This is a genomic window from Corallococcus exiguus (assembly GCF_009909105.1).
GTDB lineage: Bacteria > Myxococcota > Myxococcia > Myxococcales > Myxococcaceae > Corallococcus > Corallococcus exiguus.
Genome location: NZ_JAAAPK010000002.1, coordinates 528,521 through 553,626, shown reverse-complemented (window position 1 = coordinate 553,626; position 25,106 = coordinate 528,521). Strand labels below are relative to the sequence as shown.

18 protein-coding genes are annotated in these 25,106 nt (G+C 70.0%); 9 read left to right on the top strand and 9 right to left on the bottom strand.

What is annotated here, in order from left to right:
- Positions 1-69: 69 nt before the first annotated feature.
- Both GTZ93_RS08755 and GTZ93_RS08750 read right to left on the bottom strand, forming a co-directional pair.
- Positions 70-792 (bottom strand): hypothetical protein, encoded by a 723-nt coding sequence (locus tag GTZ93_RS08755; protein ID WP_120580241.1) that lies wholly within the window; start codon positions 790-792, stop codon positions 70-72.
- Positions 793-802: 10 nt separating this feature from the next.
- Positions 803-3,472, bottom strand: a complete 2,670-nt coding sequence (locus tag GTZ93_RS08750) for a phosphoenolpyruvate carboxylase (RefSeq protein ID WP_139917051.1) — start codon at positions 3,470-3,472, stop codon at positions 803-805.
- A 201-nt stretch (positions 3,473-3,673) separates the two neighbouring features.
- On the opposite strand from GTZ93_RS08750, the gene GTZ93_RS08745 reads away from it, so the two are divergent.
- Positions 3,674-6,025: an immune inhibitor A domain-containing protein gene (locus GTZ93_RS08745; protein ID WP_139917049.1), complete on the top strand. Its 2,352-nt coding sequence runs from the start codon at positions 3,674-3,676 to the stop codon at positions 6,023-6,025.
- Between the two features lie 148 nt (positions 6,026-6,173).
- Positions 6,174-7,139: a hypothetical protein gene (locus tag GTZ93_RS08740; protein WP_180946039.1), complete on the top strand. Its 966-nt coding sequence runs from the start codon at positions 6,174-6,176 to the stop codon at positions 7,137-7,139.
- A 4-nt stretch (positions 7,140-7,143) separates the two neighbouring features.
- Here the strand turns inward: GTZ93_RS08740 and GTZ93_RS08735 are convergent, their stop codons facing one another.
- Together GTZ93_RS08735 and mltG are read right to left on the bottom strand one after the other, a co-directional pair.
- Positions 7,144-8,847 carry a sensor histidine kinase gene (locus GTZ93_RS08735; protein WP_139917047.1) on the bottom strand — a complete coding sequence of 568 codons (1,704 nt, stop codon included), beginning with the start codon at positions 8,845-8,847 and terminating at the stop codon, positions 7,144-7,146.
- 9 nt (positions 8,848-8,856) lie between these two features.
- Positions 8,857-9,873, bottom strand: coding sequence for an endolytic transglycosylase MltG (gene mltG / locus GTZ93_RS08730; RefSeq protein ID WP_139917045.1), 1,017 nt, complete (start codon positions 9,871-9,873; stop codon positions 8,857-8,859).
- Positions 9,874-10,006: 133 nt separating this feature from the next.
- On the opposite strand from mltG, the gene GTZ93_RS08725 reads away from it, so the two are divergent.
- Positions 10,007-10,921: a LysR family transcriptional regulator gene (locus tag GTZ93_RS08725; RefSeq protein ID WP_120578398.1), complete on the top strand. Its 915-nt coding sequence runs from the start codon at positions 10,007-10,009 to the stop codon at positions 10,919-10,921.
- Positions 10,922-11,046: 125 nt separating this feature from the next.
- On the opposite strand, the gene GTZ93_RS08720 is transcribed toward GTZ93_RS08725, so the two are convergent.
- Both GTZ93_RS08720 and map read right to left on the bottom strand, forming a co-directional pair.
- Positions 11,047-11,964 carry a YeiH family protein gene (locus GTZ93_RS08720; protein ID WP_161662732.1) on the bottom strand — a complete coding sequence of 306 codons (918 nt, stop codon included), beginning with the start codon at positions 11,962-11,964 and terminating at the stop codon, positions 11,047-11,049.
- A gap of 120 nt (positions 11,965-12,084) precedes the next feature.
- On the bottom strand, positions 12,085-12,876 hold the full coding sequence (gene map, locus GTZ93_RS08715) for a type I methionyl aminopeptidase (RefSeq protein WP_139921172.1): 792 nt from the start codon (positions 12,874-12,876) through the stop codon (positions 12,085-12,087).
- Between the two features lie 101 nt (positions 12,877-12,977).
- Between map and GTZ93_RS08710 the strand changes: the two genes are divergently transcribed.
- Positions 12,978-13,271 (top strand): LysR family transcriptional regulator, encoded by a 294-nt coding sequence (locus tag GTZ93_RS08710; protein WP_120599136.1) that lies wholly within the window; start codon positions 12,978-12,980, stop codon positions 13,269-13,271.
- A 3-nt stretch (positions 13,272-13,274) separates the two neighbouring features.
- Here the strand turns inward: GTZ93_RS08710 and GTZ93_RS08705 are convergent, their stop codons facing one another.
- Positions 13,275-15,836: a DEAD/DEAH box helicase gene (locus GTZ93_RS08705; RefSeq protein WP_139921170.1), complete on the bottom strand. Its 2,562-nt coding sequence runs from the start codon at positions 15,834-15,836 to the stop codon at positions 13,275-13,277.
- Between the two features lie 192 nt (positions 15,837-16,028).
- On the opposite strand from GTZ93_RS08705, the gene GTZ93_RS08700 reads away from it, so the two are divergent.
- The 4 genes from GTZ93_RS08700 (at position 16,029) to GTZ93_RS08685 (ending at position 20,189) form a co-directional block, all read left to right on the top strand.
- Complete coding sequence (locus tag GTZ93_RS08700) at positions 16,029-16,661, top strand: DUF4142 domain-containing protein (RefSeq protein ID WP_139921168.1); 633 nt, start codon at positions 16,029-16,031, stop codon at positions 16,659-16,661.
- Between the two features lie 147 nt (positions 16,662-16,808).
- Positions 16,809-18,458 (top strand): serine/threonine protein kinase, encoded by a 1,650-nt coding sequence (locus GTZ93_RS08695; protein ID WP_139921166.1) that lies wholly within the window; start codon positions 16,809-16,811, stop codon positions 18,456-18,458.
- Between the two features lie 60 nt (positions 18,459-18,518).
- The gene (locus GTZ93_RS08690; protein WP_139921164.1) at positions 18,519-19,355 is read left to right on the top strand and encodes a hypothetical protein; all 837 of its coding nucleotides are present in this window, start codon (positions 18,519-18,521) and stop codon (positions 19,353-19,355) included.
- Between the two features lie 18 nt (positions 19,356-19,373).
- Positions 19,374-20,189, top strand: coding sequence for a hypothetical protein (locus tag GTZ93_RS08685; RefSeq protein WP_257979397.1), 816 nt, complete (start codon positions 19,374-19,376; stop codon positions 20,187-20,189).
- Positions 20,190-20,219: 30 nt separating this feature from the next.
- On the opposite strand, the gene GTZ93_RS08680 is transcribed toward GTZ93_RS08685, so the two are convergent.
- The gene (locus GTZ93_RS08680) at positions 20,220-22,988 is read right to left on the bottom strand and encodes a bifunctional acetate--CoA ligase family protein/GNAT family N-acetyltransferase (protein WP_139921163.1); all 2,769 of its coding nucleotides are present in this window, start codon (positions 22,986-22,988) and stop codon (positions 20,220-20,222) included.
- Between the two features lie 138 nt (positions 22,989-23,126).
- Positions 23,127-24,020 carry an NmrA family NAD(P)-binding protein gene (locus GTZ93_RS08675; protein WP_139921161.1) on the bottom strand — a complete coding sequence of 298 codons (894 nt, stop codon included), beginning with the start codon at positions 24,018-24,020 and terminating at the stop codon, positions 23,127-23,129.
- 81 nt (positions 24,021-24,101) lie between these two features.
- Here GTZ93_RS08675 and GTZ93_RS08670 point away from each other — a divergent pair, with 81 nt between their 5' ends.
- Positions 24,102-25,103, top strand: coding sequence for a LysR family transcriptional regulator (locus GTZ93_RS08670; RefSeq protein WP_261778169.1), 1,002 nt, complete (start codon positions 24,102-24,104; stop codon positions 25,101-25,103).
- The last annotated feature ends 3 nt before the right edge of the window (positions 25,104-25,106 follow it).

Here is a 25,106-nt window from a genome sequence, read left to right as displayed (position 1 = left end):
CCGTCCTGTAGCAGACAATGCTTTGACCTCACACCGCCCTGTGACACAGCGCGGCGGGAGCCCCCTCCCTCAAGCGGGGGGCGCGGTGGCTTCGAGCAGGCCGTGCTTCTGGAGGAGCGCGGCCAGCGCGGGCGGCGCGAGCATCCAGTCCTCGCGTGTGGGCACCCAGCGCACGGGGGCTCCGGCGGCGGCGAGCCGCGCGTTCACCTCCGCGATCATCGGGACGAAGGTGGGCTGGGGCACGTCCCAGCTCCCCACGCCGGCCTGGACCTCCACGGCTCCGGGCTCCACGCGCACCGCGGGCTGGCCCTGCACCGGCTGGATGACGAACCCCGGCAGGTACGGCTGCATGGCGGCGGACAGGCGCTCCAGCAGCGTCGGGTCCTCGAAGGGGTGGGCGCCCTCCAGGTCGAAGAAGGTGGGCAGCTGCGCCTGGAGCTCGTCGCGCAGCGGGTTGTCCTTGCTGTCGCGCCAGGCGTGCTCGGCCAGGACGCGGGCCTCGTGGGGGATGCGGATCTCCCAGCGCTCCAGCAGCGCGAGCAGCTCCGCCACGCGCTCCACCTCCTCCCAGGGCGGCTCCACGCGCGTGAGCCAGGACACCTCCGACACCGTCTCTCCCCGGCGAAGGCCCGTCACCCGGTCCCCCTTGCGCAGCTGGAAGGGCGGAGCCTGGGTGAACTCCGGATCCGGATAGAGGGCGGTGTGCAGCAACCCCGTCCCCTCTTCCGGGCGCACGCGCGCGAAGCCGTGCTTGGGGTTGATCTCCTCCACGACGAAAGTGTCCTGGGCCATGGTCTCTTCTCTAACCGGTGTTCCGCATGCCCGCAGCGATGCCGTTGAGCGCCAGGAGGAGCGGCCGGTCGCACTCCGCGTCCCCGTCCCGCTTGCGCTTGAGCAGCTCCACCTGGAGGAAGGACATGGGGTCCACGTAGGGGTTGCGCAGCGCGATGCTCCGCTGCAGCTGCGGGTTGTTGTCCAGCAGCTTCGCCTCGCCCGTGAGCGACTTCACCGCGCGGCGCGTGCGGGAGTGCTCCTGCTGGATGCGCAGCCACAGGGGCCGCGTGGACGCGGGCGCCAGCTTCGCGTACCGCGCCGCGATGGCCATGTCCGTCTTGGCCAGCACCATGGTCACGTTGTCGATGACCGTGCGGAAGAAGGGCCATTCCTTGTACATGCGCTGCAGGAGCGCCGCGCCCTCCGGCGTGGCCGCGTATTCCTCCAGCGCGCTGCCCACGCCGTACCAGGCCGGGAGGATGGCGCGCGTCTGCGTCCACGCGAAGCTCCAGGGGATGGCGCGCAGCGTGTCCAGCCCGCCCGCCTTGCGCTTGCTGGGGCGCGAGCCGATGGGCAGCGCGGAAATCTCATCCACCGGCGTGCCCTTCATGAAGAACTCCACGAAGCCCGGGTCCTCCCAGACGAGCCCGCGGTACGCCTTGCGGCCGGACTCCGCCAGCGCGTCGAAGGCGGCGCGGAAGGCGGACTCATCCTCCGGGGACGGGCGCGGCTGCGCGTCCAGCGTGTGCAGCAGCACGCCGCCCACCACCAGCTCCAGCGTGCGCTGGGTGAGCTCCGGGCGCGCGTACTTGTGGTCCATCGCCTCGCCCTGTTCGGTGGCCTTGTAGGCGCCGGCCACCGTGCCCGGCGGCAACGCGAGGATGGCCGTCTGGGCGGGGCCGCCGCCTCGCGCCACCGTCTCCCCTCGGCCGTGGAACAGGCGCAGGGGCACGTCGTTCTCGTCCGCCACCTGCGTGAGCGCCACCTGGGCGCGGTACAGCGCGGCGCTCGCGGCGAGCAGGCCCACCTCCTTGCCGGAGTCGCTGTAGCCCACCATCACCTCCTGCACCCCACGGCCCTTCAGGTGCTGGCGGTACTCCGGATGCGCGAAGAGCTGGCGCAGCACGTCCGGGCCGCCGTCCAGCGCGCCCAACTGCTCGAAGAGCGGCGCCACGTCCACGGTGGCGCACTGGAGCTTCGGGTCCCAGAGCCCCGCGTGCTTCAGGCACTGGAAGGCCGCCAGCACGTCGTCCGCGGTGGAGGCCATGGAGAGGATGAGCGTGCGGCACACGGACTCGCCGCCCTCGTCCTGGCCCTCGCGCAGCTTCGCCAGCACCTCCAGCAGCCGCTTGCCGCCTTCGGTAGGGGCCGGCCCGCCGTTGAAGGACGCCGCCGCGCTCACCGCGTCCTCCGCGGGGGCGCGCACCTCCAACTCCCCCAGGCCCAGGCCCAGCGCGCGGACGCGCTCGGACATGCGGCGCACCTCGCGCAGGCCCGCGTGCTCCGCGCGCGCCGCGAAGAGCGACCGCTCCAGCACCGCCAGGTCATCCCCCAGCGCCTCCGGCGAACGGTAGGCCTCGGCCGGCAGCGTGGACTCCCGCCCCTGCCGCCGCGCCAGCACGTGCTCCAGCGCCAATGAAAGCCGCTCCTCCATGAAGCGCAGCTTGCGGCGCCACGGCTCGCCCAGCGTGCGCGGGCCCTGCTGCTTCGCCACGTCCGGCAGCGCCTTGGCGTCCTCCTCCAGCGAGCGCTCCAACTCCTGCGTGGGGCGCGCGTGACGCTCCGACTGGGACAGCATCCCGCCCAGCAGCTCCACGTCTCGCAGGAGCAACCGCAGGCCCCGGGCGCGGTGCGCGCGCAGCGTGTCCGCGAACACCTCCGGCGTCACCAGCGGGTTGCCGTCCATGTCGCCGCCCACCCACGAGTGCACGCGCACGGGCGTGTCCAGCGCGCCCAGGGGCTCGCCGTAGGCGCGCTCGAAGGCCCAGTCCAGCGCCTCCGGCAGCCGGGCCACCGGCTCCGACAGCATCTCCTCCACGTACCAGTGGACGTTCTTCACCTCGTCGCCCACGGTGGGGCGCTCGCGGCGCAGCTCGTCCGTCTGCCACAGCGCCGTGATCTCCTCGCGCATGGCGGTGAGGTTCGCGGCGGACTCGCGCGGGGTGAGCGTGCACCGGTCGCGCTCCTCCAACAGCTGCGCCAGCCGGTAGAGCTTCTCCAAGAGCGTGCGGCGCACCGCCTGGGTCGGGTGCGCGGTGAACGTCAGCGTCACCTTCAGCGTCCCCAACGTTTCACGCACCTTGTCGGCGCTGACGCCCGCGGCCTTCAGCGCCAGCAGCGTCGACTCCAGCGACCCCTTCTGGGGCCGGGTGGAGGTGGGGCTCGCGTGGGCCCGCGCGCGGCGGATGCGGTGGTGCTGCTCCGCCAGATTCACCAGCTGGAAGTAGACGGAGAAGGCGCGCAGCACCGGCTCCACCTGATCCGACGGCAGCCGCCGCAACACCGCCGCCAGCTCCGCCGCCGCGGCGCGTCGTCCGGCCACCGGGCCCCGCCGCCGCTGGATGGCCAGGTGGCGGACCTCCTCCTCCTTGTCGAACAGGGCCTGCCCCTCCTGTTCCACCAACACCTCACCCAACAACCGGCCCAAGAGCCGGACATCCCGCCGCAGCGGGGGATCCACGGGACGTGAACGCGCCATAACGGACCAGAACCGTAGTCCTTTGGCCCCCCACCGCCCCTACCCATTCTCGAATTTTCGACCGCCAGCCGACGGATGACCCACTCCGTCCTTGCAGGAAAAATTCAACCTCCCGGTCTTCCCAAAGAGTCGCGGCTTCCACTAGAAAGTGGGCACTCCCGGACCCCGCCGGGATGTCTGACCTGACCCAAAGGAGTGGTAATGCGGAAAAACCCATCTTGGCTGGCCCTGGGCCTGCTGACGCTCGCGGCGCCGACGGCGTACGCGGAGCGCGCGTGGTACGAGAAGCCGCAACCCGACATCGCCGCGCCGTCCACCAAGCTGCGCCAGGCGGTTGTCCAGGACATCACGGACGACCTGCCCCACCGTCTGGGTGAGCAGCAGAAGGAGCTGAAGGCGCAGGCGCTGCAGATGCGTCTGGAGGGTCGTGGTCAGCCGGGCCGCGTGCAGAAGCTGGCCAACGGCAAGTTCGTGGAGCTGGAGCTGCAGCGCACGGACCGCATCTTCGTCATCCTGGTGGAGTACGGCACGCAGATCCACCCGGTGTTCGGCAACCCCGCCACCAACCCGGGCGGCAACATCCCCGGCCCGCTGCACAACGCGATTCCGGGCCCGGACCGCACGGTGGACAACACCACCATCTGGCAGCCGGACTACAACCGCGAGCACTTCGAAAAGCTCTACTTCGACACCACGCCCGGCGCGGACTCGGTGGCGAACTTCTACAAGGCCGCGTCCTCCGGCCGCTACACCGTGTCCGGCACGGTGTCCGAGTGGGTGAAGGTGCCGTACAACGCCGCCCGCTACGGCAACAACCTTTGCGGCAGCTCCAGCTGCTCCAACTCCATCTGGCCGCTCGTCAGCGACGCCATCAAGGCGTGGACCAACGCCCAGCTGGCCGCTGGCAAGACGCCCGCGGAGATCAAGGCGTACCTGGACACGTTCGACACGTGGGACCGGTACGACTACGACGGCGACGGCAACTTCGACGAGCCGGACGGCTACATCGACCACTTCCAGATCGTCCACGCCGGCATGGGTGAGGAAGTCGGCGGCGGCGCGCAGGGCCCCAACGCCGTGTGGAGCCACCGCTGGTTCGCGTACAGCAACGGCACGAGCGCGGATGGCATCGGCCCCGCGTACAACCAGAACGGCGGCACGCGCTTCGGGACGGGCATCGACAAGTGGGTGGGCGACTACACCATCCAGCCGGAGAACGGTGGTCTGGGTGTGTTCGCGCACGAGTACGGCCACGACCTGGGCCTGCCGGACCACTACGACACGACGAACGCGGCGGACAACGGGACGGGCTTCTGGACCATCATGTCGTCCGGCTCGTACCTGAACGACGGCACCAAGGACATTGGCAGCCGTCCGGGTGACTTCTTCGCCTGGGACAAGCTGCAGCTGGGCTGGCTGGACTACGCCACCACGGATGCGGGCCTGTACTCGTACCACAACCTGGGCCCCGCGGAGGTCACGTCCCAGAACGCGAAGCAGGCGCTCGTGGTGAAGCTGCCCGGCAAGCCCGTGGTGCAGCCCACCACCGCCCCGTTCGAGGGCCAGGGCATGTGGCAGGGCGGCCAGGGCAACAACCTGGACCGCGTGCTCGAGAAGACGGTGAAGCTGCCGAACAAGAAGCCCATCACCTTCTCCTTCCAGACCTGGTTCGACATCGAGGAGGACTGGGACTACGCCTACGTCGCCCTCTCCGTGGACGGTGGCCCGTTCACCAACCTGGCCAGCCCCGTGAGCCGCACCACGAACCCGTGGGGCAACAACCTGGGCAACGGCATCACCGGCACGTCCGCTGGTTGGATTCCCCTGGAGTTCGACCTGTCCGCCTACGCGGGCAAGACCGTCACCCTGAAGCTCCGCTACAAGACGGACGGAGCTGAGTTCAACAAGGGCTTCCTGGTGGACGCCGTGCAGCTGTGGGCGAAGAACACCTACCTCTTTGGTGACGACGGTGAGTGGGGCCACAAGTGGTGGGACAAGTCGACGTTCTTCGTGACGGACGGCACCAACACCCTCTACGACAACTACTACCTGGCCGAGTGGCGCCAGTTCCGCGGCTACGACGAGGGTCTGGCCACGGGTCCCTACAACTTCGGCTTCAGCTCGGATGGCCTGGTGGATTGGGCGGAGCGCTACTCGTACAACCCCGGCCTGCTGATCACCTACTGGGACACGTCGCAGTCGAACAACAACGTGTCTCAGCACCCGGGTTCGGGCCGCATCCTGCCCATCGACTCGCGCCCGCAGCCCCTGCAGCGCAGCGACGGCCGCTACTGGTCCGGCCGCGTGCAGACGCACGACGCGACGTTCGGCCTGGAGCCCAGCTTCCCGCTGTCGCTCAAGCCCAACGGCTTCCCGCGCAGCGAGTACGCCTCGCAGCCCGCGGTGCCGGTGTTCAACGACACGAACGAGTTCTGGTACGCCACGCAGCCGTACGGCGGCGTGAAGGTTCCGAAGACTGGCACCATCATCGAGGTGCTGTCGACGAACCCGGCCCAGACCGTGATGCAGGTCCAGGTGCGCCCGGTCGAGTAGTCCTCTGACCGTCGTCACCGCTGAGCAGTGAAGGAGGGCCGGTCCCGCGTCGATGCGGGGCCGGCCTTTCGCTTTCGGGTTGAAGGAATCCGGACACCCGGCGCGCGGCCATGGATGACGGTCGCGCGGGGGGCGCTACGGTGCCCGCATGGCCGAGTGCCCCGTGGGCGGTCCCGCCTCCCCTTCCCCTCCTCCCGAGCCGCCCTCCGAAGTCGCGCGAACCGTGGCGCTGGAGCCCGCGGATCCGCTCTCCGTGCTCAACCAGGCGTTCCGCGACGCGTACGCCGCGCGCCGTGAGGCCGTGCTGTCCCGCATGGGGCCCGTCATCGCGCAGATCGACGACGTGCTCCTCCTGCGCATGCGCGGCCAGCGCTTCGAGGCGCCCGCGCGCACGCGCCGCTACCACGTGTCCAAGGCCGTCACCCACGTGCCCCTCGCGCTCCACGTCCTGCTCGCCAGCAAGGACGCGCTCGATGAAGAGACGCGCACGCGGCTCACCACGATGCGGCGGCTCATCACCGCCTCGCGCATGAGCCTGGACGGCCGGGGACTTCCGGCCGAAGCCCTGGCGCGGCAGCACCGCCTGCTCGACGCGTCGCTCGCGCTCGTGGACGGCGTGCTGGCGGCGAACCGGGTGACGCAGGCGGAGCTCTCCGCGTTCATCCACGCCCGGGTGCCAGACCTCCTGAAGAACGCCGAGGACGCGGCGAGGGATCAGATCGACACCATGCATGCCTCGGTCGAGGCGTGGAAACGACAGATGACCGCCGAGGAGCGCGGTCAGCTGCGCGCCGTGGTGGCCGCCTCGCACATGTCGCGGCCCGGCAACGTGGCCGCGCAGTACTTCTCCATCACCCTGGGCGACACGTGGGAGGGGCGCTTCCACGAAGAGGATCAACAGCCCGGCAAGCGCGTGCTCACCTCGGAGGCGACGTTCGACGAGCCCGCGGCGTTCGCGCTGCTCGCCACGCACGTGCTGGACGCGAACACGTCACGCGGCATCTTCGGCGAGGAGACGCGCATGGCCAGGGATCTGCTCGCGGACGCGGCCGAGCGCATCCTCGCGGGCATGTTCCAGACATCACCCCAGTCGCCCGGCACGGGCGCGCCGTAGCGGCTCAGGAGCGCGTGAGCGGAAGCTCCACCATGAACGTCGCGCCCTCGCCCAGGCGGCTGTCCAGGGACACGCGCCCGCCCTCGGCCTCCACGATGGTGCGGGTGAGGTAGAGCCCCAAACCCAGCCCGCCATAGTGGCGCTCGGACACCGCGCGGCAGTAGCGCTCGAAGAGGCGGGGCCGCTGCTCCGGCGAGATGCCGATACCCCCGTCGCGCACCGTGAGCCGCGCCACGGGCCCATCCGCCACGAGCCGCACGGACACCGGTGTACCGGGGCCGTACTTGAGGGCGTTGTCCAGCAGGTGATCCAACACCTGCGCCAGCCGCACCCGGTCGAAGCAGCCGCGCACCGACTCCGGGGCTTCCACCTGGAACTCGCAGTGCTCCAGGACGAACCTGGGCGCGAACGTCGCGGCCACCTCGCGCACCACCTCCGCGACGTCCACCTCCTCGCGCTGCAGGCGGAAGGTGCCGGCGCTGATGCGCGACACGTCCAGCAGGTCATTCATCAGCTCCGTGAGCCGGCGGACCTGGCGGTGCCCCGTCTCCACGTGGGCTTCGATGATCGGCACGAGCGGCGAGTCCGGATGCGACTTCACCGCGCGCGACAGCGCCTGGAGCTTCAGGCTCAGCGGCGTCAGCGGCGTCTTCAGCTCGTGGCTCGCGACAGAGAGGAACTCGTCGCGCAGGCGGATGGCCTCGCGTGCGCCCTGGAGCAGCCGCGCGTTGTCCACCGCGAGCCCGGCCAGGTTCGCCAGCTCCTGGGCGAACCGCAGGTCCTCGTCGCCATACCGGCGGCTGGAGGTGGTGACCAGGAAGGACAGCGCGCCCAGGATGTGGCCCCGGGCCATGATTGGCACGGTGAGCAGCGAACGGATGCCCACCCGCCGCATCGTCTCCAGATGATCCGCGTCCTGCGCCACGGACTGCATCACCGCGTCCGTGACCTCCGTCGCAAGTGTGGACCGGCCGGTCGCCAGCGCCACCGCGGGAGGATAGACGGGCCGCTCCCGAGGCACCGGCGTCAGCCGCTGCACGGTGGCCGCGAGCGGCGCCTGGGAGGGATCCGCCGACACCACCTGGACGCGCTCGAAGTGGCCGTCCGCGCGCAGCACGTCCACGATGCACCAGTCCGCGAGCGCCGACACCGACAGGTTCGCCAGCGACGCCAGCGATTCCTGCGTGGCGGAGGCATCCAGCGACGACGCGAACAACTCGCTGGCCCGCGCGAGGAACGCGGCGCGCTCCTCACCCAGGACCTGAGCCTGGATGTCGATGCAGGTGCCCACCCATTCGTGCACGGAGCCATCCGGCCCCAGCACGGGAATGCTCCGCGCGAGCATCCACACGTAAGCCCCGTCCACGCGGCGCAGCCGGTAGCGAGTGGCGAAGGGCTGCGTCCCCTCCCTGGCCCGCTCCCACGCCGCCAGGGCCCCGGCCCGGTCATCCGGGTGCAGGGCGAGGAGCCATCCCTGGTTGCGCATCTGCTCCTCCGTCTGGCCGGTGAAGGTCGTCCATGACGGAGAGATGGGCGCCAGCGCATCCCTGGCGGGGTTCGTCGACCAGGTGACCTGCGCCGCGGTCTCCAGCAGCCGGCGGAGCCGCTCGGCTTCCTGGCGCAGTTGGGCCACCTCCTCGCGCAGGGCGACCTCGGCACCGGCGGGAGGAGTGGAGACGCGGCTCGGGTCCAGGAGGGGGGACGCCATCGAGGTGCCTCAGTACACGTTGTACTTGGCTCGAAGCGCTTCGTGCTCCTGCGCGTTGCGCGACGGGTGCAGGACCTTCTGCGCGTCATGCAGGTAGTACCAGAAGTCGCTCTTCACCGGCCGCAGCGCGGCGAGCAGCGAGTCCACCGTGGGCGCGCCAATGGGGCCCGGCGGCAGGCCCGCGCGGGTGCGCGAGTTCCACGGATCCGAGTTGTCCCGCAGCCGCTTGAGGAACGCCTTGCGGTCGTTCCACTCCGCCAGTTCGTAGCGGCTGGTGGCGTCCACGCCCAGTGGGAAGCCCTTGTCCACGCGCTTCCAGAGGATGCCCGCGACGAGCGCGCGCTGGGAGGGCACCGGCTCCTCGCGCTCCAGCATGGAGGCCATCACGACGATGTCGTGCAGTGACCGGCCGCTCTTGGCGATCTCGTCCTTGTGCTCGTCGTAGAAGCGGGCGCGGAAGGTGTCGATCTGCCGCTGGATGAACGCCTCCACCTTGAAGTTGTCCGCGATGATCCCGTACGTCTCCGGGTAGAGGTAGCCCTCCAGGCTGCGCACGGGCAGCGGGAACGGCGCGGCGAAGCTGCTCGTGCGGCTGGCCGCGGCGATGTACTCGCCCGGCTTGATGAGTCCCTGGGCGGCGAGCACCTGGTCGGTGTCGCGCAGGCGCCAGCCTTCGATCATCGCGAAGGGCACGTCCTCCGGAAGCGGCTGGCCCTCCAGGGCGTTGGCCAGCTCCGCCACGGACGCCGTGGGGTTGAGCATGAAGCGGCCCGCCTTCACGTTGAGGCTGCCCCGGCGCCACAGGTGGAAGCGCCACACGGCGGGATTCTCCAGGAAGCCCTGGGACTGGAGCTGCTGGCCCAGCGAGCGCGCGGACGCGCCCTTCTTCACCACGAACTCCTTGGGAGCCGGATCCGCGGCTGCGTGCGGAGCGGTGGTGGCGTTCTGGAAGTGCATGAACACGCCGCCTGCACCCGCGACCGCCAGGACGATGAGCACGAGGAGCGCGACCAGGATCTTCTTCATGGGGCGGCAACCTATCAAAGGCCCTGACGCTTCCAACGAGAACCACCGTGCGCCCTGCCGGGCAGGCGGACGCAAGCGCCCCCTTCTCAACACCCAGCGATGAAGGCGCCCCTCCCCTCGCGCCTCGTCTAGGATGACGCCCTTGTTCGTCGACCCCCGCCGGCTCGAAACCTTCCGCGTCGTCGCCTCGACGGGGCAGATCTCCGCCGCCTCCCGCCTGCTCCACCTGTCACAGCCCGCCGTCACCGCGCAGGTCCGGCAACTGGAGGCGGACTGCGGCCAACCGCTCCTCGTACGCACGGCACGCGGGGTGCGGCTGAACGCGGCGGGGCGTGTGCTCTTCGACTACGCCCAGCGCATCCATGGCCTGCTGGACGAGGCGGCGCTCGCCATCGCGGCCGAGGAGACCCTCACCGGAGAGCTGGCGCTGGCGGCGAGCACCACCGTGGCCAATGCCATCGTGCCCGGTCTGCTGGCGTCGTTCCTGCGCACGCACCGTGAGCTCCAGGTTCGTCTGGAAGTGGGCAATACGCGCGAGGTGCTGACGTGGTTGTCGGAGGGCCGGGTGCCGCTCGGGCTGGTGGAGGGCCACGCGCGGGCGCCCGGTATCCGGCTGGAGCGCTACCTGGATGACGAGCTGGTGCCGGTGGTCTCGTCACAGGGGCCGGCGGAGTGGTCGCGGATCCGCACCATGGAAGCACTGCGGGAGGTGCCGCTGCTGTGGCGCGAGCAGGGCTCCGGCACACGCGCCGTGCTGGACCGGGCCCTGCGCAAGGCAGGCGTGCGCAAGGGGCCCCGACGCGGGGACCTCCAGTTGGGCAGCACCGAGGCGATCAAACGGGCCGTGTCCCTGGGTCTGGGCGTGGCGCTGTTGTCCCGCTGGAGCATCGACGGCGAGCTGTCCCTGGGCCGCTTCCAGGTGTTACCCGTGCCAGGGCTGCGCATCCCGCGAGCGTTCTCCTGGGCCCTGCCCGTGGATGATCCGTCCGGAGCCGCGGGCCGCTTCCTGCGCCATGCCCGCGCCACGCCCCCGGTGCTGCTGCCCTGAGGCCGAGGCTCACGCCGCCGCGCCATGCCCGCGCCACGCCCCCGGTGCTGCTGCCCTGAGGCCGAGGCTCACGCCGCCGCGCCATGCCCGCCACGCCCCCAGTGCGGTTGCCCTGAGCCCGCGGCTCATGCAGCCCAGCCCAGCCGCAGCGCGCCCAGGCACAGGCCCGCCATGAGCAGCCACAGCGTCACCGCCTGCGCGAGCGGACGAAGGCCCACCGCCCGCAGCGTCTCGCGCGTCAGCCCCGCTCCCAACAGGAACAGCGTCACGACGAGCAGTTGCCGGGCCACGGCCGCCACTCCCTGCCCCACCGGCGCGAGCCCGGGGAACACCGTCACGACCGCCGCCGCGCCGAGGAACCCGGCGATGAACCACGGCCTACGGACCCGGCCCGTCACCGCGTGGCCCTCGCGCCGGCGCCACGCGGCCAGGCCCACCGTCAGCGGGAGGATCCACAAGGCGCGCGCCAGCTTCACGGGCGTGGCCACCGCCAGGGCCTCGGGTCCGTAGCGCAGCGCCGCACCCACCACGGAGCTGGTGTCGTGGATGGCCATCGCGCACCACAAGCCGAACTGATGCGGCGTCAGCCCCACCGCATGGCCCACGACGGGGAAGACGAACAGCGCCACCGCGTTGAGCAGGAACACCGTGCCCAGGGCCACGGACGTCTCATGCTCCTGGGGCCGCAGCACCGGCACCACCGCCGCGATGGCGCTCCCGCCGCAGATGGCCGTGCCCACGCTGATGAGCAGCCCCGTCACGCGGGGAACACCGAGCAGCCGGGCGAGCCCCACCCCCAGCGTCAGGCACACCGCGATGCCCACCACCGTGTAGCCCAGCCCCTCACGCCCCGCCGCGAGCACCGTGCGCAGGTCCATGCCCGCGCCCAGCCCCACCACCGCCAGGGACAACAGCCGGGGCGTCAGGGCCCGCGTCGTCCCGGCGAAGGGATTGCCCACGGTCAGGGCCACGCACAGCCCCGCGAGCAGGGCCACGCCGGTGGAGACAGAAGGCAGCAGGCAGAGCGCCGCGCACAGCGGCACCAGGACATGTCCGGCCGTCCAGGTCCGGGGATGGACAACGGGAAGCGGTGGAGGCGTTTCCATGCGCCAGGAGATGCGCCGGGCGGCCTCCGGACACCAGATGTCAGAAGCGATAAGGCATCAGTTTTCTGGATGGCTCACGGGGATGAGCAGGGACAGCTCGTTGGGCGTGAGGATTTCGCAGCCGTCGCGGGTGACGAGCACGGTGTGCTCGAACTGGGCGGACAGGCTGCCGTCCGCGGTCACGACCGTCCACCCGTCCGGCATCATCCGGATGTCCGGCCGACCCAGGTTCACCATGGGCTCGATGGTGATGACCATCCCCGAGCGCAGCGTGATGCCCGTGCCCGCCTTGCCCACATGAGGCACATGCGGCTCCCCATGCATCTGCCTGCCGATGCCATGGCCTCCGAACTCCTCCACGATGCTGCACCCCTCCGCCGTCGCCAGCGCCATCACCGCCGCGCCAATGTCCCCCAGCCGCGCGCCGTGCCGCACCACCGACACGCCCGCATCCCGGCAACGTCGAGCCACGTCCACGACGTGCTTCGCGTCCGCGGAGACCTCGCCAATCATGAACGTGGCGGACGTGTCGCCATGGAAGCCGTCCAGGTGCGTCGTCACGTCCACGTTGACGATGTCGCCGGGCTTCAGCACTTCATCCGTGCGCGGGATGCCATGGCACACCACGTGGTTGCGGCTGGTGCACACCGTGGCGGGAAAGCCCTTGTAGCCCAGCTGACTGGGCGTCCCTCCCCGCCGCGCCGTGTCCTCGCGAACCCACGCGTCGATGTCCGCCGTCGTCACGCCCGGCTGGAGCCGGGAGCCCACGTGCGCCAACGTGCCCGCCGCCGCGCGGCCCGCGAGCCGCAACCGCTCCACTTCACTGCCCTTGAAGAGAGGAATTCCCATGGCGGGCAAGGTGGCACCCGCCCGTCCGGAGCGTCCAATGCTGTTCTGGCATGACGCGGCCTGGGTGCACGGCGCGCACGACTCGCGCTAACCTTCCGCGCGTGAGCATCACGCACCTCCAGTCCTTCGTCGCGGTGGCGGAAGAGGGCCACGTGGGCCGGGCCGCGCTCCGGCTGCACATCACCCAGCCGCCGCTCAGCCGTCACATCCTCGCCCTGGAGGATGAGCTGGGCACGCCCCTCTTCGAGCGCGTCCCCAAAGGCATGCGCCTGCTGCCCACCGGCGAGGCCCTGCTCCACCACGCGCGCCGCATCCTGGCGGAGGTGGAGGTCGCCACCCTCACCGTGCGCGAGGCGGCCGGAGGCTCTGGAGCCTCCAAGCCGCCCCACACCTGACGGTCAAGACCAGGCGGTCATCCCGCCAATGCGGCGCAGCATCAGGATGGGGCCGTCGTCCATGCGGCGGCCGCGCAGGTCAATCTCACAGTCGATGACCCAGTCCCCATGGCCCTCCGGGTCCATGATGCGCTGCTGGGCTTCCCACTGGCGCGTGCCCGCCTCCTTGAGCTGCGTGTTCGCCGGCTTGCGCGCCTGGGGCGTGAGCACCACCAGCTTGTGCTCCTCGAAGTACGGCGCCATGGCCAGCTCCAGCTTCGGCGCGGTCCACTCGCCCAGCGCGTTGTCCAGCATGCCCAGCGCGTCCAGGTAGCGGCGCTGGCCCAGCGCGCGCAACAAACGGTGCAGCTCTTCGCGCACGCGCGCGGCGAAGGCCTTGGGGTCCTCCGTGAGCTCCTTGGGCTTGAGGTCCACCACCGGCTTCACTTCGACGGGGGCCTCCGGGTTGCGCATCCGCTCCCACTCGTCCAGGAGGCTGGAGTCCACCTGACGCAGCGTCGCGCGAAGGTGGTCGAGGATGTCGTCCAGGTCCTCGTTGCGGAACTTCTCCGGCACCGTCTGCACCAGCGACTTGTAGACGTCACCCACGTAGCGCAGCAGCACACCCTCGCTGCGCTGCAGGCCGTACTCACGCACGTAGTCGTGGAAGGACATGAAGCGCTCGAACATGTCCCGGACAATGGACTTGGGCCGGATGTTCTCCTCGCCCACCCACGGGTGCTTCTTCGCGAAGGCGTTGAAGGTGCCGTAGACGAACTCGCGGTTCGGCTTGGGCCACTCCAGCTTCTCCAGCTCCTCCATGCGGTCGTCGTACTCCACGCCCTGCGCCTTCATCTCCTGGATCTTCTCCCCCTTCAGCTGGTGCAGCTGCGCGTACAGCACCACGTCCGGGTTCTCCAGGATGGACTCCACCAGCGTGACGACGTCCAGCGCGTACGTCTCCAGCGTGGGGTCCAACAGCTCCAGCGTCTCATGCAGGTACAGCGACAGCGTGTGGTTGAGGCTGAAGTCGCGCTGCAGGTCCTCCGACACCTCCACCGTCGCCGAGTGCTTCTCCCACTGCACCACCTTGACGATGCCCGCGTCGCGCAGCGTGCGGAAGTACATCGCCGCGTCCTTCAGGAGCTTCTTCTTCGTGTAGTCGGAGCTGTGCGAGCGCATCACCAGCTGCACCAGCCGCTTGTAGCCGCCGCTGCCTTCCGTCTTGTCGCTCTGGAGCAGGTTGAGCAGCAGGCCGTGGCTCACGTCGAAGCGCGACTCCAGCGGCTCCGGCATCCCGTTCTGGAGCCGCTCGAAGGTGCTCTTGTCGTACTGCACGAAGCCCTTTTGTGGCGGCTTCGCCTTGGGCGTCTTCTTCTTGCCCGCGGCCTCCTTCGCCGCCTGGCGGATGTTCTCGACCATGTACTCCGGGGCCTGCGCCACCACGCTGCCCTCGGTGTCGAAGCCCTTGCGGCCCGCGCGGCCGGAGATCTGCTTGAAGTCGCGCACGCTCAGCGTCGTCAGCTTCTCGCCGTTGAACTTGAACAGCTGCGTGAAGAGCACCGTGCGGATGGGGATGTTCACGCCCACGCCCAGGGTGTCCGTGCCGCTGATGACCTTGAGCAGGCCCTGCTGCGCCAGCTTCTCCACCAGCAGGCGGTACTTGGGCAGCAGGCCCGCGTGGTGCATGCCGATGCCGTGGCGCAGGAAGCGCTGGAAGTCCTTGCCGTAGGGCGTGTCGAAGGGGGCGTCCAGCAGCGCCTGGCGGATCTCCTCCTTCTCTTCCTTGGTGTTGAAGTCCACGGACATCAGGTTCTGCGCCTGCTCGGCGGCGGCCCGCTGCGTGAAGTTCACCAGGTACACGGGGTACTTCCCGCGCGCGATGAGGTCCTGGATGGTCTCGTGCAGCGGCACCTCGCGGTAGTCGAAGTCCAGCGGCACGGGGCGCTCGGAGCTGCGCACCGTGGCCACCTCGCGGCCGGTGAGCTTCTCCAGGCTCTGCTCGATGACGTGCGTGTCGCCCAGCGTGGCGGACATCAGCAGGAACTGCGTCTTGGGCAGCGCCAGCAGCGGAATCTGCCAGGCCACCCCGCGCTCCTTGTCGGAGTAGTAGTGGAACTCGTCCATCACCACCGCGTCCACGCGCGCGGAGGCATCACGCAGCGCGAGGTTCGAAAGAATCTCCGCCGTGCAGCAGAGGATGGGCGCCTCGCGGTTGATGGACGCGTCGCCCGTCAGCATGCCCACGTTCTCCGGGCCAAAGGCCTTGGAGAGCGCGAAGAACTTCTCGTTCACCAGCGCCTTGATGGGGCACGTGTAGAACGACACCTTGCCCTCGGCCATGGCCTTGAAGTGGAGCGCCATGGCCACCAGCGACTTGCCGGAGCCCGTGGGCGTCTTGAGGAACAGGTGCTTGTCGCTCAAGAGCTCCAGGATGGCCTCCTCCTGGGCGGAGTACAGGCTCAGGCCGTTCGTGGCCACGTAGCCCACGAAGCGGTTGAGGATCTCGTCGGCATCGAGAGGGGGCTCGCCAGGCTTCGGCAACAAGGCGGCGAGCGGGGCGCGGGTGTCGGCGGAGGCACTCATCGGGCCCGACTCTAGGAGGTGCCGCCCCATCCCCGTGAAAAATCGCGCGTCCCCGGGCCGACACTCGCATCCGGAGAGGTCCCCTGCCTGCCCGGCCTGTGCACCCGGGCACAGTGGCAACGGCTGAGACGCGCATGGCCATGAACGGAGGGCCTCCCCATCCTGCCTCCGCGACATTCACGGGGGTTGGACATGCGGACAGCGAAATTCTGGATGGGGACACTGCTGGCGGGCGCGCTGGCGCTGGGCTACGGCTGCGGAAGCGAGGCGAACAAGGATCCGACGCCGCAGGACGCACCGCAGCAGCAGTACCCGGACGCGGGCACCGACGCGGGCGTGCTGCTGACGCTCACCGACGCGCAGATCGCCCGCGTCCTGCAGGTCGCCAACGAGGGCGAGGTGATGCTGGGCCAGTACGCCGCGCCGCTCGCCACCGAGCAGGCCGTGATCGACTTCAACAACCAGATGGTGACCGAGCACACCGCCGTGAAACAACGGCTGGACGCGCTGCTCGCGGCCCAGGGCATCACGCCCGAGGACACCACGCTGAGCCTCCAACTGCAGACGGACGTCCAGGAGCTGATGCAGATCCTCGCCGGTCCGAACGCACCGCCCGCGGGCGCCGCGCGCGACCTGGCGCTGATCAGCGCGCAGCTCGACGCACACGCGAGAGTCGCCTTCCTCGCCGACAGCCTGCTGTCGCCCCAGATCGTCAACCCGGCCCTGAAGCAGGAGGCGACCACCGAGCGGCAGGGCGTGCAGATGCACATCAACTCCGCGGCGACCATCCAGTCGAACCTGGTGATGCCACCCGCCACGCCGTAGCCGGAGCGTTTCCGTCTCCGGATAAAAATACAGCTCGGGCTCTCAGATCCTGAGAGCCCGAGTGCATTCACACGACCCGTGGGGGAGGATTCGACCCAGGTGCTTTCCAATCGTGTCGGACCGGTTTAGTAGGAATTTGGACCGCCGATGCAAAAGCCAACCGAACCGACCTCCGCGCAGAGCGAGCCGTTGACCACGGGACGGGTCCTGCGCTCCACGTATGAGATTGGCACCGTGCTGGGCAAGGGTGGCATGGGCGCGGTGTTCCTCGCGCGCCACCTGCGCCTGCCGGGCAAGCAGGTCGCCATCAAGGTGCTGCACGGCGCGGAGGAGGTGTCGGAAGAGGTGGCGCTGCGCTTCCGGCGCGAGGCGGAGATCGCCTCCCGGCTGGGGCACCCGAACATCGTGGAGGTGCTGGACTTCGACACCCTGGAGGACGGCACGCCCTTCATGGTGATGGAGTACCTGCGCGGTGAAGGCCTGTCGCGCCGGCTTCGCAAGCAGAAGAAGCTGCCGCTGGAGGAGGTCTTCTCCATCACGCGGCAGATGGGCGCGGCGTTGCAGGCGGCGCACCGCGCGGGTGTGGTGCACCGCGACCTGAAGCCGGGCAACGTGTTCCTCGTGCCCACGGAAGCGGGCGGCGTCGTGGGCGAGCGCGTGAAGCTGCTCGACTTCGGCATCTCCAAGCTCGTGGACTCGCGCACGCTGATGACGCTCGACTCCGTGCTGATGGGGACGCCGCAGTACATGGCCCCTGAGCAGGCCATGGGCCACAACAGCAACGTGGACGCGCGCACGGACCTCTTCGCGTTCGGCTGCATCGTCTACGAGATGATCGCGGGCCGGCCGCCCTACTCCGGCGACAACGTCGCGGAGCTCATCTACCAGATCGTCCACCTGGAGCCCCCGCCGCTCCTGACGCTTGCGCCCGAGACGCCGCCGCACGTGGTGACGGCCATCTCCCGCGCGATGGCGAAGAAGCCAGACGACCGCTACCCGGACGTGGGCTCGTTCATCCTGGACCTGACGGGCAGCCCGCTCCAGACGCTCGCGGAAGTGAAGCCGGAGCAGCGCTCGCGTCCCGCCAATCCCACGGCCCCGCCGTCGGTGCCGCGTCCGCCGGACCGCGAGGAGCACATCCCCACGGTGGGCATGCGTCCCCACGCCGGCCACGACACGTCATCCCCCGCCCCTTCCGCGGGACCTCGGACGGAGTCCCTGGCCGCCCAGCCGCTGGCCCCCGCTCGCGCGAAGTGGCCGGTGGCCGTGGCCGTGGGGATGGCGGTCATCATCGCGTTCGCCGTCGCCTTCTTCTGGAAGCGTCCGGGCGTGACGGCGCCCGCCGTCGGGGTGGTGAATCCCCCGTCGACCCCAGTCCAGCCGCAGCCCCAGCCCACGGAGCCCGTCACCCCGCCCGCCGTGGTCGTGGCGCCGCCGGAGGACGTGAACAAGCCCGTGGATCCGGAGCCCCAGCCGACGGAACCGGAGAACTCCACGCAGCCCACGGTGAACGCAAAGCCGAAGCCTCGCGTCGCCCCCGAGTCCATGCCGGACAGCGTGCGCGAGGATCTGGCGGCGGCGCAGAAGGCACTGGACGCTTCGAACACGGCGGAAGCGCTGCGTCACATCCGGCGCAGCCAGCGCACGAAGATCACCGGCCTGTCGTTCTCGCTGCTCACCCGCGTGTACTGCCAGCAACACGACCTGGCGAACTCGCGGGCAAATTGGACCCGCGTACCGGCAACGGAACGTCCAAGGGTCCGACAATACTGTTCGCAGTACGATATCGACCTGTAGGGTCGTCCGGGCGCGCGGAAACTCCAGAGCGGGGGCGCGCCCGCAATCCAAGGAGTCGTCGTGAGAGTGCTACTGGCAGTGGGGGTCGTGGCGCTGTCCCTGGGATGTTCCCGGGGCGTGCGGCCCGACAGCGAGGTGGCGGGGACGAAGCCCACCACCGGCAAGGTGTATACCAACGAGGCCGGCGAGAAGATCACCCTCATCGCGCTGGAGCCCGGTGACGCGAAGAAGGCGCTGGTCGCGTTCGAAGGCACCAAGAGCGAGCTGGACGGCCAGGTGCTGGTCGCGGGGGTGGACACGCAGCAGCGGCGCGCCGTGGAGTACTGGACGATGTGGCGCGGCCACAAGCAGCGCTTCGTCACCGTGCATGATCGGGGCGGCTACGAGGACCTGGTCTTCAGCGGCGTGAACCACACGGGCTACACGCACCTGAAGCCGGACACGGGCAAGACGGGCGCGCTGAAGGTGGAGAAGGTCTTCGAGCGCTACCAGGACCTGGAAGGCGAGAAGAAGTACCAGGGCCTGCTCGCGTTCGACCGCAAGTTCTGGACGAGCCAGGCGGAGACGCAGCTGTCCGAGGCCATTGCGGCGACGAACAAGGCGTGCGGCTCGAAGCTGACGTCCACCGTGGCCTGGGACTCCATCACGGACGCGCAGATCAACAAGATGTCCTTTGGCAGCTACTGCGTGGGCCCGATGGAGTCGCTCCAGAAGCTGTGCGAGCGCTCCGACGAGGCCAAGCGCGCCGTCCAGCAGAAGCTCCAGGCGGTGGAGTGCCGCTTGGACGACGCCAAGGCCGCGCTGAAGATGGAAGCCCAGAAGGTCATCTGGTCCGTGACCGCGGATCGGACGGTCCAGTCGGACGAGACCACCACCTTCTTCACCGACAACCTCTAGAACGAAAGCCCACCGACAATGACGCTTCGACGCATGGTCATCGCCCTGGGGCTCGTCCTGGCCCCGCAAGCCGCGCTCGCGCTGGATCCGCCCTGGAAGCAGGAGCAGAAGCTGCGCGACCGCATGGTGCTGGAGTCCGCGAAGGTCTGCGCGGACGGCAAGGGCCACTACACGGTCCTCATCCCCCAGACGCCCGAGCACGAGGGCGACCTGTTCTACGGGGACGGCAAGACGTTCACGCAGGTGGTGCCCGTGGGCTACACCTCCGCCACGGACGGCGCCTTCTTCGAGCCCCGCTTCTTCAACCCCAAGGCCAACGACAACTTCCGCGGCACGGACTACCGCGTCGTCTCCGACGTGAAGCTGAGCGAGGACTTCAAGACGTGCGCGCTGCGCTGCGGGGAGAAGAACCTGCCGCAGCAGCCGGTGCCGGCGGAAGAGGCCAAGGAGCTCTTGCGCAAGGCCACGTACCAGCCCAGCCCGGTGAAGTTCCAGCCGTACGCGCTGCTGCGCGACGACAAGGGTGTGTACTACCTGGTCGAGCGCGGCATCGGCGCGGACAACAAGAGCTTCCGCATCTTCACGGGCCAGCGTGGCCAGGTGAAGCAGCAGAAGATGCTCAACGTCGTCACCGACTCGCAGGGAGAAATCTTCTCCACGCAGGGCGGCGACCTGCGCCTCGTGGTGGACCGCGAGGAGCCGTCGTTCTGGGTGGTGAAGAGCAAGCGCCAGAAGCTGCGCGCGGTGCCGGTGGGTGAGAACCTGCCCTTCATCTACAACGAGCTGGGCGTCTACACGGGCGCGCGGCTGGGCACGCCCTGCGACGACGTGTAGTTCCGTAGCACCGGGGAGCCCCGGGCACGGTCAGCCGTTGAGCACCTTCACGGCCTTCACCATGTCCGGGGCCAACTCCTCGTGTTCCACGAGGGTGAACCCCAGCTTCTTGCTGACGGCCTGCATGCCGCGGTTGCGTGTGAGGATGTCCGCGACGATGCGGCGCAGGCCCCAGTCCCTTCCAATCTCCACCAGCCGCCGCAACAGCTCCGTGCCCAGGCCCAGCCGCTGCGCGGGGTCGCTGACGGTGATGGCGAACTCCGCGTCCTTCGTGCCGCGCAGGCGCGTGAGCCGGCCCACCGCGAGGATCTCTCCCCCGCCCTTCCCGTCCGGCGACGGCCGCTCGGCGACGAGCGCCATCTCGCGCGCGTAGTCGTTGAAGCAGATGCGCGCCAGGCGCTCATGGGCCACGCGCTGGCTGAGCTTCATCAGGCCCGCGTAGCGCATGAACACGGTCTGCTCGGAGAGCGCCTGGTGGAAGCGGCCCATGGCGGGCTCGTCCTCCGGGCGGATGGGGCGCACCAGGAGCTGCTCGCCGTTCTTCAGCGTGAGCAGCTTCGCGTACTGGTGCGGGTACGGTTCGATGGCGAGCTTCGGCAGCGCCGCGGCCGGGACCTCTGGCGGGTGCAGCACCACGCGCGCGTCCAGCGCGATGATGCGCTCGCCAGAGACGAGCAGCGGGTTGATGTCCAGCTCGCGGATGAGCGGCTGCTCCACCACCAGCTGGCTGAAGCGCACCATCAGCCGCTCCAGCGCGCCCATGTCCACGGGGGCCCGGCCGCGCACGCCCTTGAGCGCGTGGTGGATGCGCGTGCGCTCCATCATCCGTCGCGCCAGCGTGGTGGTGAGGGGCGGCAGGCCCAGGGCGCGGTCCTGCATCACCTCCACCAGCGTGCCGCCCGCGCCGAAGAGCAGCACCGGCCCGAACTGCGCGTCCAGGCTGCTGCCCAGAATCAGCTCGTAGCCGTCCAGCTTCGCCATGGGCTGCACGGTGACGCCCTGGAACGCGTCCTGGAGGCCCCGCTCCGCGAGCGCGTCGCGGATGGCGCGGTAGGCCTCCCGCACCTGCGCCTCGTCGCGCAGGTCCAACCGCACGCCGCCCACGTCCGTCTTGTGCGTCACCGTGAGCGAGTTCAGCTTGAGCACCACGGGGAAGCCCAGCGCGCGGGCCTTCTCCACCGCCTCGTCCTCGGACGTGGCGAGCCACGTCTCCACGGTGGGGATGCCGTAGGCGGCCAGCAGGCGCTTGGATTCGTATTCGGACAGGAGGGTGCGGCCGGAGGCGCGGGCCTCGTCCACCAGGGCGCGCGCCACGTCGCGGGCTCCACCGGTGGGCTCCTCCGCCAGCGTGGGCGTCTCATAGAGCCCGGCGATGTTGTCCGCGTAGCGCCACATGTAGTTGAAGACGCGGGCCGCGGTGTCCGGGTAGCCGAAGGTCGGGATGCCCGCGTCGTTGAGGATGCGCTCACCGGCGGCGACTTCCGAACCGCCCATCCAGCTGGCGAGCACGGGCTTGCCGGGCAGCTTCGCGTAGCCCTTGAGTCGGTCCGCCGTCTTGGTGGGCTCCGTCATGTCCTGCGGCGTGAGGATGACGAGCAGGCCGTCGCTGTTGGGGTCCGCGCCGGTGGTCTCCAGCGCCTTCGCGTAGCGCTCCGCGTCCGCGTCTCCCAGGATGTCCACCGGGTTGGCGTGGCTCCAGGGCGGCGGCAGGAAGCCGTCCAGCTGCTTCTTGGTGTCGTCGGACAGCACGGCCAGTTCGCCGCCACCGGACACGAGCGCGTCCGTGGCGAGCACCGCGGGGCCGCCCGCGTTGGTCAGCAGCGTGAGCCTGCGGCCGGAGGGCCGGGGCTGGCGGGCCAGCACCTCCGCCATGTGGAACAGGTCCTCGATGGAGTCCACGCGCAGCACGCCCGCGCGGCGGAAGGCGGCGGAGAGCACCTCGTCGCTGCCGGCGAGCGTGCCGGTGTGGGACGCGGCGGCCTGCGCGGCCTGCGCGGTGCGGCCGGCCTTGATGACGATGATGGGCTTGGTGAGGGCCACCTCGCGCGCGGCGGACAGGAAGGCGCGCGCGTCGCCGATGGACTCCATGTACAGCAGGATGGAGCGCGTCATCGGATCATCCGCGAGGAAGTCGATGAGGTCTCCCCAGCCCACGTCCAGCATGGAGCCCACGGAGACGAAGGCGCTGAAGCCCACGGCCTCGCGCAGGCTCCAGTCGAGGATGGAGGTGAGCAGCGCGCCGGACTGGCTGATGAAGGCCACGTTGCCGGGGCGGGCCATGCCCTTGGCGAAGGTGGCGTTGAAGCCACTCGTGGGGCGCATCACGCCCAGGCAATTGGGGCCGATGATGCGCAGGTTCGCGGCCTGCGCGATTTGAAGCACCTCCTGCTCCAGCTTCGCGCCCTCCGGGCCCGTCTCCTTGAAGCCCGCGGAGATGATGATGGCGCCCTTGACGCCAACCTCCGCGCACTCGCGGATGATGGCGGGCACGGACTTCGCGGGCGTGACGATGACGGCCAGGTCCACGGGCTCCGGCAGCGCGCGCAGGGACGGCCACGCCTTGATGCCGAGCACGTTGGGGCGCTGCGGGTTCACCGGGTAGACGGTGCCGCCGAACGGGCTGCTGATGAGGTTCCAGAGGACGGTGCGGCCCACGCTGCCGGGGCGCTCGCTCGCCCCCACCACCGCGACGCTGCGGGGGGAGAAGATGACCTCCAGCGGCTGACGGGTCCGCTGGTGGAGCAGGTCGATGGAAGGGTCCGTCCGGGCCGGGGGCGTGGCGGGGCGTTGCTCGTCCATGGTGCGCTCGTATTCGGTGGGTGGCCGTACCGGAGCAATCTCCGGCAGGCCCCCATCGTGCACCAGTTGTGAGGAAGGGGACGGGGCAGCGGACGTTTCCCCATCCTGTTCCTTATGCGAGCGAACGGGCGGACGCCGTCACGACGCGCGAGCCTGCTCCACCACCGGCTTGAGCACGGTGCTGGCGAACTCCGCCAGCGTGGTGGGCGTGGTGGTCTCCTTCGAGCGGGGCTCGGCCGGGTCCATGCGTCCGTCCTGGATGGCGCCGTACATCTCCACGAAGGTGTCCGCCGCGAAAGCGGGCATGCCCGCGCCCGTCATGCCGTTGCGCAGGTCCTCCAGTCCCACCCGCACGTACTTCACGGGCTGGCCCAGCACCTGGGTGAGGATGCTGGCGACCTCCGGATAGGTGAGGTCCTTGGGCCCGTGGACGCCCACATAGCGGTGGCCCGTCCACGACGGGTCCAGGAGCACCTCGGCGGCCTTGGCCGCGATGTCCGCGGTGGCGACCATGGGGAAGGCCTTCGTCTCCGGGCTCGCGCTGAAGAGCGCGCCGGCCTTCGCCAGGCCCTGCACGTCGCGAAGCAGGTTCTCCATGAAGAAACCCGCGCGCAGGCTGACGACGTTGGGGGCCGCCGCCTGGAAGGCCTCTTCAATGGGCTTCAGCACGGACACCGGCCCCGTGCCCGGACCGCTCTGCGCGCCGACGCTGGAGAGGAGCACCACGCGCTTCACGCCGTGCGCCTTCACGCGCTCCGCGGCCATCTTGCCGTTGGCCTTCGCCCAGTCCTGGAAGTCCGGGCGGATGGCGGGCGGCGACAACCAGAACAGCGCCTCCGCGCCAACGAGCGCCGCGTCCAGCGTGGCCTGCTCTTCGATGGAGCCCTGCACCACCTTCGCGCCCAGCTTCACCAGGTCCGCCACCTTCTCCGGGGTGCGGGAGATGACGGTGACCTGACGGCCCGCCTTCAGCAGCTTCTCCACGAGGGGACGACCGATGTTGCCGTTCGGGGTGTTGATGACGATGGACATGGGGTGCCTCCAGCGACAGCGAGATGGCGCAACAGTGCTCCCGCGCCATTCATGAGGCCACTGCATGCTATGCATGGGCCCATGCGCCGCGCTCATGAAACCCCAGCGCCCTCCCCCGCGGAGGTCGACCTCTCCGGCATCAACCTCAACCTGATGGTGACGCTGGACGCGCTGCTGAAGGAGGCGCATGTCACCCGCGCCGCCGCGCGCGTGGGCCTCACCCAGTCCGCGATGAGCCATGCGCTCGCGCAGCTGCGGGAGTTGCTGGGCGACGCGCTGCTCATCCGCGGCCGGGGCGGCATGGTGCTGACACCTCGCGCGCAGCAGCTGGCCGCGCCGCTCAAGCGGGGGCTGGCGGAGCTGCGCCGTGCCCTGCGCGACGAGCCCGCGTTCGATCCCGCCACCGCGACCCGCCGCTTCACCGTGGCCACGCGCGACTTCTTCGGGTCGGTGCTGCTGCCGGGCGCGCTGGAGCTCCTGGGCCGCGAGGCTCCCGGCGTGGACCTGTCCGTGCTGCACGTGGACAGCAACACCTTCGCCGGCCAGTTGGAGACGGGCGAGGTGGACCTGGCCATCATCGTCGCGCCCGTGCCGTCCGGGCCGGGCCTGCGCCAGCAGAAGCTCCTCACCGAGGACTTCGTCTGCGTGGTGCGCAAGGACCACCCCACCGTGCGCCGCACGCTGGACGTGGACACCTACCTGAAGCTGTCCCACATCCTCATCAGCCCCAAAGGCGACGGAGTGGGCGCGGTGGACCTGGCCCTGGCCCAGCGCGGCCTGTCCCCGCGCCGCATCGCCGTGCGGGTGCCCTACTTCCTCATCGCGCCGCTGGCGGTGTCGCGCTCGGACCACGTCCTCACCGCGCCCCGCCGCCTCATCGCCGCGTTCCGCGACGCGTACGAACTCCAGGTCTTCCCCCCGCCCATCCCCTTGCGCCCCTTCGACATCCTCCACGTCTGGCACGAGCGCTTCGACGGCGACCCCGCGCACCAGTGGCTCCGCGGATTGGTGGCACGGTCCGTCGACGTAGGGTCTGAAAACACCCGGACTTCACGAAGGGTGCGGCGCGCGCCAGCTTCCTGACAC